The 14181-nt window shown below is 71.8% G+C and carries 16 protein-coding genes and 1 riboswitch; of the genes, 12 read left to right on the top strand and 4 right to left on the bottom strand.

Going from position 1 to position 14181, the window contains the following annotated elements; genetic code table 11:
- Positions 1-87: riboswitch (cobalamin riboswitch) on the top strand. This riboswitch is flagged as partial in the annotation.
- A gap of 86 nt (positions 88-173) precedes the next feature.
- The 6 genes from VE172_RS16830 (at position 174) to trmB (ending at position 6087) form a co-directional block, all read left to right on the top strand.
- On the top strand, positions 174-1076 hold the full coding sequence (locus VE172_RS16830; protein WP_324803100.1) for an ABC transporter substrate-binding protein: 903 nt from the start codon (positions 174-176) through the stop codon (positions 1074-1076).
- A gap of 94 nt (positions 1077-1170) precedes the next feature.
- Entirely contained in the window at positions 1171-2181 is a 1011-nt protein-coding gene (locus VE172_RS16825; protein WP_414715116.1) for a FecCD family ABC transporter permease, read from the top strand.
- A 5-nt stretch (positions 2182-2186) separates the two neighbouring features.
- Positions 2187-2966, top strand: a complete 780-nt coding sequence (locus VE172_RS16820; protein WP_414715115.1) for an ABC transporter ATP-binding protein — start codon at positions 2187-2189, stop codon at positions 2964-2966.
- Positions 2967-3052: 86 nt separating this feature from the next.
- Positions 3053-3502, top strand: coding sequence for a DUF4234 domain-containing protein (locus tag VE172_RS16815; protein ID WP_324803097.1), 450 nt, complete (start codon positions 3053-3055; stop codon positions 3500-3502).
- Positions 3503-3561: 59 nt separating this feature from the next.
- The gene (locus VE172_RS16810; protein WP_324803096.1) at positions 3562-5391 is read left to right on the top strand and encodes an outer membrane protein assembly factor BamB family protein; all 1830 of its coding nucleotides are present in this window, start codon (positions 3562-3564) and stop codon (positions 5389-5391) included.
- Between the two features lie 81 nt (positions 5392-5472).
- Positions 5473-6087, top strand: a complete 615-nt coding sequence (gene trmB / locus VE172_RS16805) for a tRNA (guanosine(46)-N7)-methyltransferase TrmB (protein ID WP_324803095.1) — start codon at positions 5473-5475, stop codon at positions 6085-6087.
- On the opposite strand, the gene VE172_RS16800 is transcribed toward trmB, so the two are convergent.
- Together VE172_RS16800 and VE172_RS16795 are read right to left on the bottom strand one after the other, a co-directional pair.
- Positions 6084-6392 carry an AzlD domain-containing protein gene (locus VE172_RS16800; protein WP_324803094.1) on the bottom strand — a complete coding sequence of 103 codons (309 nt, stop codon included), beginning with the start codon at positions 6390-6392 and terminating at the stop codon, positions 6084-6086. The genes trmB and VE172_RS16800 overlap by 4 nt on opposite strands.
- The gene (locus tag VE172_RS16795; RefSeq protein WP_324803093.1) at positions 6389-7084 is read right to left on the bottom strand and encodes an AzlC family ABC transporter permease; all 696 of its coding nucleotides are present in this window, start codon (positions 7082-7084) and stop codon (positions 6389-6391) included. The genes VE172_RS16800 and VE172_RS16795 overlap by 4 nt, the downstream gene beginning before the upstream one ends.
- 65 nt (positions 7085-7149) lie before the next feature.
- On the opposite strand from VE172_RS16795, the gene VE172_RS16790 reads away from it, so the two are divergent.
- Positions 7150-7719 (top strand): helix-turn-helix domain-containing protein, encoded by a 570-nt coding sequence (locus VE172_RS16790; RefSeq protein WP_324803092.1) that lies wholly within the window; start codon positions 7150-7152, stop codon positions 7717-7719.
- Here VE172_RS16790 and VE172_RS16785 read toward each other — a convergent pair.
- The gene (locus tag VE172_RS16785; protein ID WP_324803091.1) at positions 7703-8776 is read right to left on the bottom strand and encodes a hypothetical protein; all 1074 of its coding nucleotides are present in this window, start codon (positions 8774-8776) and stop codon (positions 7703-7705) included. The two genes, VE172_RS16790 and VE172_RS16785, sit on opposite strands and share 17 nt — an antisense overlap.
- Positions 8773-9132: a PadR family transcriptional regulator gene (locus VE172_RS16780; protein WP_324803090.1), complete on the bottom strand. Its 360-nt coding sequence runs from the start codon at positions 9130-9132 to the stop codon at positions 8773-8775. The genes VE172_RS16785 and VE172_RS16780 overlap by 4 nt, the downstream gene beginning before the upstream one ends.
- Before the next feature lie 99 nt (positions 9133-9231).
- Here VE172_RS16780 and VE172_RS16775 point away from each other — a divergent pair, with 99 nt between their 5' ends.
- From VE172_RS16775 to VE172_RS16755, 5 genes are all read left to right on the top strand, one after another.
- A complete protein-coding gene (locus tag VE172_RS16775) occupies positions 9232-10149 on the top strand; it encodes a helix-turn-helix domain-containing protein (protein WP_324803089.1) in 918 nt (305 codons plus the stop codon).
- A gap of 69 nt (positions 10150-10218) precedes the next feature.
- On the top strand, positions 10219-11013 hold the full coding sequence (locus VE172_RS16770) for an oxidoreductase (RefSeq protein WP_414715114.1): 795 nt from the start codon (positions 10219-10221) through the stop codon (positions 11011-11013).
- 5 nt (positions 11014-11018) lie between these two features.
- Positions 11019-11807, top strand: coding sequence for a class I SAM-dependent methyltransferase (locus tag VE172_RS16765; protein WP_324803087.1), 789 nt, complete (start codon positions 11019-11021; stop codon positions 11805-11807).
- A 42-nt stretch (positions 11808-11849) separates the two neighbouring features.
- Entirely contained in the window at positions 11850-12557 is a 708-nt protein-coding gene (locus VE172_RS16760) for a GNAT family N-acetyltransferase (protein ID WP_324803085.1), read from the top strand.
- A gap of 262 nt (positions 12558-12819) precedes the next feature.
- On the top strand, positions 12820-14181 hold a 1362-nt coding region (locus tag VE172_RS16755), incomplete at its 3' end, for an Hsp70 family protein (protein WP_324803083.1).

Raw genomic sequence — 14181 nt, 5'->3', positions numbered from 1 at the left:
CGAAGTCGGTGAGACTCCGACGCTGTCCCGCAACTGTGAGGGCCCCGTGCCCGAAGCCAGGTCGCCTGCGATGGGGTCGCGATTCACGCTTTCGAGGATGAGCGTCTCGCGCGACGGACCTGAAAGCTCCTTTGCGCCAGCCCCCCACCCCTCGACTGGCAAGGAGGAAAACCATGCGTTCGCGCAGTCTCGCCCGCACCGTCGCGGTGGTCGCCATCGCCGCGATCGGCCTGTCGGGTTGTGCCCACGATTCGTCCACCAAGGACACCGGCAAGCAGTCGTATTCGGCGGCCGGGATCACCCTGGACGCCAAGCCGAAGCGGATCGTTTCGTTGTCGGCCACCGCCACCGAGATGCTGTTCGCCATCGACGCGGGCAAGCAGGTCAAGGCGGTGGACTCCACGTCCGATTACCCGAAGGACGCCCCGAAGACCAAGCTCAACGCCTTCACTCCCAACGTTGAGTCCATTGTGGGATACAAGCCCGACCTGGTGGTGCTGTCCAACGACCAGCAGGGCATCGTCAAGAAGCTGAAGAAGGCCAAGGTGCCGACCTACCTGGCGCCCGCCGCCACAGCGCTGAAGGACACCTACCAGCAGATCACCGACCTCGGCGCCCTCACCGGGCACAAGGCCGACGCGACCAAGCTCGACAAGTCCATCAAGAGCGATATCTCGGGCATGGTGTCGAAGCTGCCCAAGACGAAACACCCGCTGACCGCCTACTACGAGCTGGACGCGAAGTTCTTCTCGCTGACGTCGACCACCTTCGCGGGGTCGCTGTTGAAGCAGGCGGGCCTCACCAACATCGCCGACAAGGCGAAGGACGCCACGAAGACCGGCGGGTACCCGCAGCTGTCGGCGGAGTACGTGCTGGACGCCAACCCCGACATGATCTTCGTGGCGGGCGGCTCCACCACCGCCGACGTCACGAAGCGGCCGGGCTGGAAGTCGGTCGAGGCCGTCAAGGACGGCAACGTCGTCGCGCTCGACGACGACGTCGCCTCCCGCTGGGGCCCGCGCGTGGTGGACCTGATGAAGGACATCACCGACGCGGTGTCCAAAGCCAGCAAGTGATCGAAGCCCAGCGGGCGGGCGCGTGAGCGCGCCCGCCCCCGCCGACGCACCCGGCCGCGAGCGTTTCCGCCCGGCCGGGTTGCGTCCGTTGTGGATGGTGGTGGCGCTGGCCGTCCTCGCCGCCGCCGTGATCGCCGGGGTGGCGCTGGGGCCGGTGACGATCCCGCCGGGCAGCGTCGCCCTGGAGCTGCTCAACCACATCCCGGGCGTCCATTTCCATTCGGGCCTCAACCCGCAGCGGGCCGCCATCGTGTGGGACCTGCGGGCGCCGCGGGTGGCGCTGGCGGTGCTCGTCGGCGCGATGCTCGGTCTGGCAGGCGGCTGCTACCAGGGCGTCTTCCGCAACCCGCTGGCCGACCCGATGCTGCTCGGCGTCGCGGCGGGCGCGGGCCTGGCGGCCACCGTCTTCATCATCGCCCGCGCCCACGGCGCCCCACTGGACGACCGCCTGCTGCCGCTGGCCGCGTTCGCCGGGGCCCTCGCGGCGCTCGCGGCCACCTATTTCCTCGGCGGCTTCGGCGCCGGTGCCCGCCGCGGCCCCGTCACCCTGATCCTGGCGGGGGTGGCGGTCTCGGCGTTCTTCACCGCGATGCAGACCTACATCCAGCAGCGCAACGTCGACACCGTCGCCAGCGTCTACTCGTGGATCATGGGGCGGCTCAACGCCGCCGAATGGTCCGATGTGTACACGCTGCTGCCCTATGTCGTCGTCACCGCCGTCGCCGTCCTGGCGCGGCGCCGCGAACTCGACGTGCTGAGCCTGGGCGACGCCGAGGCCACCGCCCTGGGCCTGCACCCCCGCCACAGCCGACTCATCCTGCTGACCGCCGCCTCGCTGGGCACCGCCGCGGCGGTGTCGGTGAGCGGCCTGATCGGCTTCGTCGGCGTGGTGGTGCCGCACCTGGTGCGGCTCACCGCGGGCCGCTCCTACCGCGCCATCCTGCCGCTGTCCCTGGTCACGGGCGCGGCCTTCCTGGTGATCGCCGACCTGGCCGCCCGCGTGGCGATCGCCCCCGCCGAACTGCCGATCGGCGTGGTCACCGCGTTCGTCGGCGCCCCCTTCTTCGCCCTGGTCATGCGCACCTCCACGGAGGTGAACCCGTGAGGGCCCTGGACGTCGCGGGCCTGTCCGTCCGGCTCGGCGCCAAGACCATCGTGGACGACGTGTCGTTCGGCGTGGAGGCGGGCGAGTGGCTGTCGGTGATCGGGCCGAACGGCGCGGGCAAGTCCACGGTGCTCAACGCCGTGGCCGGGCTGCTGCCGCGCGCCGGCGACGTCCGCCTCCACGACGCGTCCGTCGACGCGATGTCGCGCCGCGCCCTGGCCCGCCGCCTCGCCGTGGTGGCGCAGACCCCGACCGTGCCGCCCGCCATCACCGTCTTCGACTACGTCCTGCTGGGACGCACCCCCCACATCCCGCCGCTGGGCCGCGAGGGCCGCGCCGACCTCGACGCCGCCCACCGGGTCTGCGAGCGGCTCGACCTCACCGCCTTCGCCGCCCGCCGTCTGGAGACCCTGTCGGGCGGGGAGCGGCAGCGCGCCTTCCTGGCGCGGGCGCTGGCCCAGCTGGACGGCGGCGATCGCGGACTGCTGCTGCTCGACGAGCCCACCTCCGCGCTCGACATCGGGCACCAGCAGGAGGTCCTGGAGCTGATCGACACCCTGCGCGGCGGCGACCGCCTCACCGTCGTCTCCACGATGCACGAGCTGTCGGCGGCCGGGCAGTACGCCGACCGCCTGCTGCTGCTGTCGCGGGGACGGGTGGCGGCCGGCGGCACCCCCGCCGAGGTGCTCACCGCCGAGCTGCTGGAGCGCCACTACCGGGCCCGCGTGCGGGTCATCGACCAGGACGGCCACCCCGTGATCATCCCCATGAGACCGAGCGGCTGATGGCCTGAAAAGGGGAGTGATCGATTGACATCGATGACTATCGTGAGTCGGGTCAGAGTTTCGTCACCCGTCCGAAGGACCTCACCATGGCCCCCGGCCCATCCAACCCCCCGCCCATCAATCTCCCCGACACCGCCGGCTACGGCCAGGTCGCGCACCCCGGCAGCGTCCGGCTCGGCAAGACCCGCAGCCCCTTCGGCGTGTGGCTGCTGGCGCTGGTCACCTTCGGCATCTACGGCCTGGTCTGGTACTACAAGGTGAACCGCGAGCTCCGCGACTACAATGGACAAATCGAGGTGTCGCCGGGCCTCGCCGTCTGCAACGTCTCGATCTTCTCGCCCATCACGATCGGCATCTCGGCCATCATCTCGTTCGTGTGCACGGGCGGACGCATCTCGGACGTCGCCGGGCACGCCCGGGTCGGCAGCTGCTCCGGGATCGTCGGGATTCTGTTGCAGGCGTTCCTGTTCGGCACCGGCATCTGCTACTACCAGTCCGTCTTGAATCGGGTGTGGGCCGCGCACGGCCAGGTGTGACCGCGCGGGTTATCCGCGATAGCCCCAAAAGCGCAGGGTGATCAGGTAGAAACCTAAATGTGATCATCTCTCGGCGCCAGGCCCATTGGAAGCACGGCTGGGGCAAGCCGCTGCTGCGCACCGCGTTGCTGTACGCGGGCGGGACGGCGCTGGCGGCCTGCGCCGTCCTGTTGGGGATCGCGGTGTTCACCGAACCGGGAACGGGGGCGGCCAGCGGCACCTACCTGGCCGTCGGCATGATCGCGGGCTGTCTGGCCGTCGGCGTCGTACTGACCATTATGGTCACCCACCCCGGCTGGCCCACGGGGCTGTGCGGCGGCATCCTCGCGTTGGCCTTCGCCATCGGGGGCTGGATCATCTACTCCACGATGCCCACGCCGGGCCACGCCGCCTACATCGCGCACCGCAATGCCCTGGGCGCCATGGCCTTCGCCTTCGGGGTCATCGGCGGAGGGCTGGTGGTGCTCGGCGAGATGACCACCGACGGCAAGGTCCCGGCGCCGCGCTGGCGCCCGCCCGCCGACCTGACCGTGCGGGTCTGCGTGCTGTCGGTCGCCGTGGTGATCCTGGCCGCCGCGGCGGGAACCCCCGCCGCCCACGAGTGGACCGACGACGCCAACACCGACGCCACCCGCAGCCACGCGCCGCCTCCGAGCGCCACCAAGCTGAGCCTCAAGGACACCGCCCGCGTCGGCGACGCCGACGGCAGCCTCGGCACCCCCTATGGACTGTTGATCATGGACGAACGGGGCGACGACGCGTCGGTCGCCGTGACCATGCGCGACGCCGCCACCGGCGCCGAGCGCTGGCACCACCGCCGTTGGAACCGCCAGGCCAGTGGCGCTCCCGTCCTGTCCCACGACAAGAAGCTGGTGGCGCTGCCCGCCCAGCGCCGCGACGACACCACCCTGCACTTCACCACCGTGCTCGACACCGAAAACGGCGCCCAGCGCCACGACGTCCCGATCGACGGCGACCCCGGCCAGCTGCGCGCCGTGGACGGCGACCGGCTGCTGTTCGCATCCACCGAGACCGACCGCTTCCTGACCTCGCGCGACCTCAGCGGCCACGTCCGCTGGCGGTACTCCACGCCGCACGACTGCGGGGTCTCGGCGCTGGCCGACGACGGCAAACGGGTGCTGGCGGGGCTGTCGTGCCGCCCCGACACCGGGACCCGCGACCACACCCGGCTGGTCGCCCTCGACGAGGCGACCGGAAAGCCACAGTGGACCTGGCACTCCAAGGCCGACGGCGTCATCTACACCCACGGCATCGCGATCACCCCCACCGACGCCATCGTGGACGTCCGCAGCGACAAGTCCTCCAACGACGGCCTGTTCGCGGCCCGCAAGTTCCGCCACGACCTCAGCGCGATCGACCTGGACTCCGGCGAGCAGCACTGGCGCCGCGACCACCTCGACCTCGGCAACACCTACGCGCCCGCCTGCGCGGGAACCCTGCAACTGGCGGGCACCGACCCCGAGGCGGGGCGCGTGGCGCTGGGGGAATGCCACCAGATCACCGGCTCGGGCGGCGCCAGCTTCGACGTCAAGGCCTACGCCCTGTCCGACGGCCACACCGTCTACAAGGTGAAGACGCCGCTGGGCTACGCGCCCACCCGCGACGAGGACGCCAGCGGCTGGTTCACCGGCCTGCCCGACGGCCGCGTCGTCGTGGCCGCCGATGAGTCTCTCGACCTCACCCGCCCACAGTGCCGCCTCTACGCGGCCGGACCCGACACCGGCCACCCGCACCCGCTGCCGGTGCCCGGCGCCGAGCGCGACACCGCCTGGTGCCAGCAGGTGTCGGTCAACGCCACGCCGGACGGGGTCGCGGCGAGCTTCCCGGTCAAGGGCAGGTCCGTGGGGCGGTACTTCGCGATTCACTGAGGCCCCGGGTAATCTCGACGGGTTGTGAACACTCTCGAGATAACCGACAGCATCCGCACGTTCAATCGGCGTCGCGGACGCATGAGCCCGCGCTACGCCGAGGCGCTGGAGCGGTTGTACCCCGTGCACGGCGTCGACCCGGGCGCCCCGTGGGAGACGGTTTTCGACCGCGGCGTTCCCGTCGTGCTGGAGATCGGATCGGGGATGGGTGAATCCACCGTCGAGGTGGCCGCCGCCGACCCCGGCCGCGACTACCTGGCCATCGAGGTGCACGAGCCCGGCATCGGCAACCTGTTGGCGATGATCGCCGAGCGCGGCATCACCAACCTGCGGGTGCTGGACGCCGACGCCCTCACCTATCTGCGCACCCTGCCCGACGGCGTGTTCGACGCCGTCTGCGTGTTCTTCCCCGACCCGTGGCCGAAGGTGCGGCACCACAAGCGCCGCCTGATCCAGCCCGACAACGTGGCGCTGCTGCGCTCCAAGCTGCGGATGGACGGCAGCCTGTACTGCGCCACCGACTGGGAGCACTACGGGAAGTCCATGCTGGACGTGCTGTCGGCGGCCGACGGCCTGCGCAATCCGCACGGCGGCTTCGGCCCGCGCCCGTCCTGGCGCCCGATGACGAAGTTCGAGACCCGCGGGGTCGAGGCGGGACGCGGCATCTACGACCTGGAGTTTCGGCGCACGGCCTAGGCCACGCCCGCCAGCCGCAGCAGCGCGGCGGTGGCCGCGGCGGCCAGCACCGCCACGGCGAACGGCGCCCGCCGCCACGACAGCACCGCCCCCACCAGCACGCCCGCGGGCCGCGCCCAGCCCGCGAAGGACTGGCCCTCGGTGACGGTGGCGGTGGCGACCAGGGCCAGCAGCAGGGTGGTGGCGGAGGTGTTCAGCAGCCGCTTCACCGTGTCGGACAGGTGAACCCGCTCGCGCAGCAGCGGGCCCGCCAGCCGGATCGCGTAGGTGACGGCCGCCAGTACGGCGATGGCGATCACGGTCATGGGCGCGCCACCTTCTTCCTCGGGACGGGGATGACGGCCGCGCCCACGCCGGCCAGGCCGAGCAGGACGGGGATGCCGGGGGGCAGGAACGGGGCGGTGGCCACGGCGATCGCGACGCCGCACACGGCGGCGCGGCGGGCGTCGCGGTCCTTAAGGGACGGAAGGATCAACGCCAGCAGGCCGGCGGGGAAGGCCGCGTCGATGCCGAAGGCGTCGGTGTCGCCGATGAATCCGCTGGCCACGCCGCCCAGCGCGACGCAGATGTTCCACACCACGAACAGGGTGCCGCCCGACAGCCAGAACGCCTGGCGGCTGCGGACGGGGTCGCCCGAGCGGGCCATGGCGAAGGCGGTGGACTCGTCGGTGATAACGTGGCTGCCGAGAACCCTTTGCCACCAACAGTTTCCGACGGCGGGGCCGACGGCCAGCCCGAAGGGCAGCATCCGCAGGTTGAGCAGCACCGCGCCGACGACGGCCGCGATCACGCCGCCGCCCGCGGCGACCACGCCGATCGCCATGAACTGGGCGCCGCCCGCGAACACCAGCAGCGACATGGCCACGGGAACCCACAGCGGGTTGCCGTCGGCCACGGCGATGGCGCCGAAGGAGGCGCCGACGAAGCCCACGGCGGTGGCCAGGGCCGCGACGTCGCGCACCAGGCCCTGTTCTAGAGTTCGGTATATCGAACGCATGCCCCCTACAATGAACCTTTGAGGCGCGTTCGTCAAATCGAACATTGGTGTATTGGAGCGAACAAATGGGGCGGGACAAGGACGCGGGCCACGCGCCGCTGCGGGAGATCGCGCTGGCCCTACGCAAGGAACGCGAGCGCGCGGGCCTGTCCCTGACGGAGCTCGCCAAGCGCGCGGAGGTGGCCAAGTCCACACTGTCGCAACTGGAATCGGGTAACGGCAACCCCAACATCGAGACCATCTGGGCGCTCAGCGTCGCCCTCGACGTCCCCTTCAGCCGCCTGGTCGACCCGCCTCGCCCCCGGGTCCAGGTGATCCGCGCGGGCGAGGGTCCCCGCATCGGGTCCAGCCAGGCGCACTACACCGCGACCGTGCTGTCGTCCTGCCCCCCGCACGCCCGCCGCGACATCTACACCCTCAACGCCGAGCCCGGCGCGGCCCGCGCGTCCGACCCCCACATGCCCGGCACCGTCGAGCACGTGATCCTGGCGGCGGGGCGCGCCCTGGTCGGACTGTCCGACGACCCCGTGGAGCTGGCGCCGGGCGACTACTGCGCCTACCCGGGCGACCGCCCCCACGTCTTCGAGGCCCTGGACGCGGGGACGGTCGCCGTGCTGGTCAGCGAGCACGTGTAGGCGCCGACACCGCGACGCTCGCCGTGGCGGCGCGGGAGGGGAAGTGCGCGGTCGCGGCCGTGGCCAGCATGACCACCGCGGCGAACAGACACAGTGGACGCATCAGGATGAAGTACAGCGGCGTCCACGGCGCGGCGGGGCTCGTGGTCCCGTCGTCGGCGACGACGGTGCCGAGGACCATCAGGGCCAACACCGTCGGGAAGGCGGCCAAGCCGATGGCGACGCCCGAACCGATCCTCACGACCAGGCGGCGCCCCGGGCGCCTGACGTTCGCCAGCACCGTCATCCGCACCGCGAACAGCCATCCGCACAGCGCGCCGAGCAGGAACCCGAGGATCACCAGCGGGGCCACGGCCGCGGGCTGCGCGCGCGTGATCGACAGCTCGTGGATGGAGTTCGTGGTGTCGACGACGCTGGAGACCTCCAGCACCAGCCCGTCGCGGTGCGCCGTCAAGGTCGGGGGTTGGTATCTGGAGTGGGCGTCGACCTGCCAGCCGCGCGCGCGAAGCCGATCCGTCAGATCGGCCATCGTGTCGTTCCACGGATTGTGCATCTGGGTGACGTCGATGGTCACGAGATCCCCGCCCGCCACGTAGTCGTCGCCGCCGAACAACGCGGTCGCCCAGGCCGGATCGGTGCTGCCGCCGGTGTAGTCGGTGTCGTAGCTGAACAGAGCGCCGACGCGCACCGTTTTCGACACCTTCGGGTCGGGAAGCACGTCGTGGACGAAGTCGCGGCTCGCCGCCTCGCCGGGCAGCGGCGTCGCGGTCTGCCAGCCCGCCCAGGCGCCTGCCCAGGCGCCGACCACGCCGAACATCAGCGCGGCGACGACGGCCAGGACGACGGCGCCCCTGCCGCCGCGGATCCGCAGTCGGCAGCGCAGCCCGCCCACCAGCAGGTCGCGGCGTTGGCGCCGGGTGGGTCGGTCCTGATCGGACCCCGAAGCCTCCACGATGGTGGCGACCATCTCGTCGCCGCGGGCCCTGCGGTACCAGTGGGGGTAGGCCGACAGCAGCCGCCGAAGGCGTTTCTCCAGTGTGGACTCGGCCTCCGTCATGACAGCGCCACCTCGCCGCCCGCCCAGCGTCCGCCCGTGCGCAACCGCTTCTCGGCCTCGGTCGCGTCGTGGCGCATCCGCTCCACCTCGGCGGCCAGCGCCGCGCCGCCGGCGTCGGTGAGGCGGTAGTAGCGCCGCAGCCTGCCGCCGACCACCTCCTCGCGGTCGACGCCGATCAGCCGCTCGTCGCTGAGCCGATCCAGCGCGGCGTACAGGGTGCCCGCCTGGAGCTTCACGCGGTCCTCCGACAGCCGCGCGACCTCGGCGATCACGTCGTAGCCGTATCTCGGCCGATCGGCCAGCGCGGTGAGGATGTGGAAAGTGGGCTCGCGCATCGCCCGTCCTTTACTCTTCATGCGCGCAACTATAGATCATCTGTATATGAAGTTCAACTGAGTCAAGAGCCCGCAAACAAGATCAAGCCAATCGCCGCGGCGTCGACCAATATCGATGGTGTGACCACGAACGACACCGACCGCCTCGCCGCCATCCTGGATGCGGTGAGCGGTTGCCTGGAGCAGCCCCGGCTGTGCGGGGCGGAACTGGCCGGGCGCACCTACCTCAGCCGCTTCCACTTCGATCGCCTGGTGGCCGCCAGCCTCGGCGAGCCGCCCGGCGCCTTCCGGCGTCGCCTGCTGCTGGAGCGCGCCGCATACCAGCTCGTCACCGACGACCGGGCGATCACCCACATCGCCTTCGCCGCCGGTTACCAGTCGCACGAGGCGTTCACCCGAGCCTTTCGGCGCGGCTTCGGTCATTCGCCGTCACGCCACCGGGCCGCCCGCCAACCGCGCTATCGGATCGCGGCGGCCAACGGCATCCACTTCCACCCGCCGGGCGGCATCCGCCTGCCCGCCACCGAAAGGAACGTCATGACCGTCCTCAACAACCTCATCGACCACCACGTGTGGTGCGTCGGCGCACTGCTCGAGCGGGCCCGCACCGTCGACGACTCGGTGCTGGACAAGCCGATCGAATACCACCTCGACTACGGCTCGGGCGAGATGTCCGCCCGGGACCTGCTGGCCCAGGTGGTCTGGCAGTTCGAGCGCTGGCTGGCCGCCACCGAGGGCGGACGTGGCCCCGACGACTCCGGCGACACCTCGATTCCCGCGCTGATCCGTCGCCACCAGGCCGTGGCCGGGCCCTGGGCCGACAAGGTGAAGACCGCGCTGGAGGAGGGGCGCCTGGACGAGACCTTCATCAACGCGCAACCCGACCCGCCCGAGACCTTCACCTACGGCGGCATGGTCTCCCACGTCATCTACTACGGAACGATCCATCGGGCGCTCGCGGTCGGGGCGCTGAGCGCGGCCGGGATCGAGAATCTGCCGTCGAGCGACCCGATGCGCTGGATGGCCGAGTTAGGGTGACCATTCGTGACCACACACGAATGGAAACTCGGCGGAGACCTGCGGGTCTCGCGCATCGGATACGGCGCCATGAAACTCGCGGGCTGGCCCCACGGTGACCAGCCCGCGCGCGACACCAGCCTGGCGATCCTGCGCCGCGCGGTGGAGCTCGGCGTCAACCACATCGACACCTCGAACTACTACGCGCGGGACGGGGTGGCGGCCAACGCGTTGATCCGCGAGGCGCTCCACCCCTACCCCGACGACCTGGTCCTCGTCACCAAGGTCGGCGCCCTCGTCGAGGGCTCCGATGTGGGACTCGACGAGGACCAACTCCGCGGCCTCACCCCCGACAACCTGCGCCGCGGCGTCGAGGCGAACCTGACGACGCTGGGCGTGGACCGCATGGACGTGGTGAACCTGCGCATGGGCGACCAGCCGGGCGAGTCCCTGGCCGGGCCGCTGGAGACGCTGCTGGCGTTGCGCGAGGAGGGGCTGATCCGGCACCTCGGCGTCTCCAACGTCTCGGCCGCCGACGTGGAACTGGCGCGCCGCGTCGCGCCGATCGCCTGCGTCCAGAACCAGTACAACGTCTCGCGCCGCGACGACGACGCCGTCGTGGACGCCTGCGCGGCGGCAGGCATCGCCTACGTGCCGTTCTTTCCCGTCGGCGGGTTCCGCCCGCTGGAATCGCGGACGCTGGCGGCCGTGGCCGCCCGGCGCGGCGCCACCGTGCCGCAGGTGGCGCTGGCCTGGCTGCTGGAGCGCTCGCCCAACATCCTGCTGATCCCCGGGACGAGCTCGCTGTCGCACCTGGAGGAGAACATCGCCGCGGGGTCGCTGCGGCTCACCGCCCAAGACCTCGCCGACCTCGGATTACGGTGAGACCCGTGCCGTCGACACGCCCGCACGGGTACATCACCCGGGGGACCACCAACCCCGACCGCCTGCGCCGCATGGACCGCTGGCTGGCGCCCCGCGTCGCCGGGCTGCTGCGCGGCGGCCGCGCGCCCCTGGTGGTCGACGTGGGCTTCGGCGCCAGCCCCGTCACCACCCGCCAGCTACGGGATCGCCTGGCGCGCATCCGAAGCGACGTGTGCGTGGTGGGGGTGGAGATCGACCGGCGGCGGGTGGCCGAGGCGCGGGCCGCGGCGGTCCCGGGGCGCCTGGAGTTCGTCCACGGTGGATTCGAGCTGGCGGGGCTGCGGCCGCTGGTGGTGCGCGCGGCCAACGTGCTGCGGCAGTACGACGAGGACGAGGTGGCCGATGCCTGGCGGCGGATGCGCCGCGTCCTGGCCCCCGGCGGCGTGATCCTCGAGGGCACCTGCGACGAGATCGGGCGCGTCGCGGCCTGGGTGCTGCTGGACGAGCGCGGGCCGCTCAGCCTCACCCTGGCCGCGCGCCTGGCGAACCTCGACTCGCCCGCCGTGATCGCCGAGCGACTGCCCAAGGCGCTGATCCACCACAATGTCGCGGGCGAACCGATCCACGCCCTGGTGTCCGCTGTGGACGAGGAGTGGCGCTCGGCCGCCCCGTCGCGGGTGTTCGGGCCGCGCGATCGGTGGCGCCGCTGCCTGGACGCGTTGTCCGCCAAGGGATGGCCGATACGGGAGCCGCCCGCACGGCGCCGCGACGGTACCCTCACCGTGCCGTGGGACGCGGTGCGACCCGGGTCGTGAAAAGGCCGCCCGCGAAACCCCGGCATTTGCCAGACTGGGCCGATGGCGACGACCATCGAACGCATCACCGACGTCGACACGCTTTTCACCGTGTACGACACCATCCTCGAACCATCCTTTCAGGACGATGAGCTGGTCACCGTCGAGACCATCATCGACAACGTCCGGCACGGCGTCGACGACGTGTTCGTCGCCTTCGAAGACGACGCCCCCGCCGCCCTCACCCTGGGGCACTGGTACCCCGAACCGAAGGTCGCGCTGCTGGGCTACCTCGCGGTGCGCCCAGGAGTACGCGGCGCGGGCCTGGGCGGCGCCGTGCTGCGGCACTACATCGAACACTGGAGCACCGTCGGCGGAGCCGAGCTGGTCCTCGCCGAGGCCGAACGCCCCGACGTGCACCCCGCCGACCCCGACCACGGCGATCCCGAAGCGCGCCTTCGCTTCTACGCCCGCCACGGCGCCCGGGCCCTGGCGCTGCCGCACTTCGTCCCGGCGCTGCGGCCCGACTCGGCCCCGGTGTGGGGGTTCCTGCTGATGACGCTGTACGTGGCGAAGGCGGCGCGCGGCTCGTCCCCCGACAGCGTCGACTGCGGGCGGGTGCGGGACTTCCTGTCGTCCTACCTGGACGACGACCACGGACCCGCCGCGCACCTGCTGATGTACGAGGCGGGCCGCGCCGCCGACATCCCGTCGCTGCCCCTGTCCGACTACGCCCAAATCCCCGCCGCCCGCGGGTTGGGGAGGACCTGACCAGTCCCGTGGCGAGGTGCCGTCTCGGGTCCCTGCCGTCCGTGGGGTTGCGGGACCCGACGAGGCTGGTGGCGAGGTGCCGTTTCGGGTCCCTGCCGTCCGTGGGTTGGAGGACCTGACCAGGCTGGTAGCCAGGCGTCGTCTCGGATTCCCGTCGCCCGTGGGTTGCGGGACCCGACGAGGCGGGCAGCAATGCGCCGCTTCGGATTCCCGCCGCTCGCGGGGTGGGAAGGACCGCGCAGACGGACCTTAAGCTGGACGCATGCCATCCCCGCCCCAGGGCATCGCGATCGACTTCGGGACTTCCCACACCGTGGCGATGCTGCGCCGTGGGGACGGGCGCGTCGAGCCGCTGCTGTTCGACGCGTCACCGCTGTTGCCCTCGGCGGTGTTCGCCGCCGCCGATGGCGGGCTGCTGGTGGGCAGGGACGCGCTGTACTCGGCGCGGCTGGCTCCCGCGCGGCTGGAGCCGCACCCCAAGCGCCGCGTCGACGACGGCACCGTGCTGCTGGGGGATCGGGAACTGTCGATCGTGGAGCTGTTCGCGGCGGTGCTGGGACGGGTGCGGCGGGAGTGCGAGCAGGTGGCGGGGGCGGTGCCGTCCCATGTGGTGTTGACCCACCCCGCGGCGTGGGGGCCGCGGCGCAGGATGGTGTTGCGGGACGCCGCCGATCGAGTGGGTTTCGTTGGGCCCCACATGATCGCCGAACCGATCGCGGCGGCGAGGTACTACGTGGACGGTCGGTCGACGTCGGGCTCGGCGATGCTCGTGTACGACTTCGGCGGCGGCACCCTGGACGTCAGCGTCGTCACCCACGACGGCGGCCTCGCCGTGGCCTCCATGGACGGCCACGACGATCTCGGCGGCGTCGACATCGACGCGGCCATCATCGGGCACCTGCGCCGCCGCGTCGGCGACGCGACGGCCTGGGACGAGCTGCTGTCGCCGACCACCGCCGCGCGGCGGCGAGCCTGGCGGGGCTTCGTCGAGGACGTCCGCCTGGCCAAGGAACGGCTGTCGCGCGCGTCCACCGTCGACCTGTACGTGCCGCTGGTGGACGCGGACCTGCACCTCACCCGCGCCGAGCTGGAGGAGCTGGCGGGCCCCATGATCGAGCGGGGTGTGGACGTGGCCGACGCCGTGATCAGGGATTCGGGCGTGGACGCCGCGCGGCTGTCGGCGGCGTACCTGGTCGGCGGGGCGTCGCGGATGCCGCTGGTGGCCACCGCGCTGCACCGCCGCCTCGGCATCGCCCCGACCGCGACCGACCAGCTGGAACAGGTAGTGGCGCGCGGCGGACTGGCCGCGGACTCCGCCGCGGGAGAACCGCCAGCGGTGGACCCGACCGCACCGTCCTTCGCGTCGGCGATCGGCGTCAACGGCGACCCGACGGCGGCGTCGGCCGCGGCCACGCCGCCCGACCTGGCCGCCGATCATCGCGGGCTGCTGCTGGACAGGCTGCACGCCGACCTGCGCGGCCTTGTGGCGTCGCGATCCCGACGACGGCCGCGGGTTCGCGAGCGGCCGTCGGTCGACGAGGACGCGTTCGAGTTCTCCTGGAGCGGCGAGGAATCGCTGCTGGGCACCGCGCGCTGGAGCAACGGCTACCGCGCCACCTACATC

The sequence above is a fragment of the Stackebrandtia sp. genome (assembly GCF_035643755.1).
GTDB lineage: Bacteria > Actinomycetota > Actinomycetes > Mycobacteriales > Micromonosporaceae > Stackebrandtia.
The sequence above is the reverse complement of the archived record's forward strand: the minus strand, read 5'-3'. Positions and strand labels throughout refer to the sequence as shown.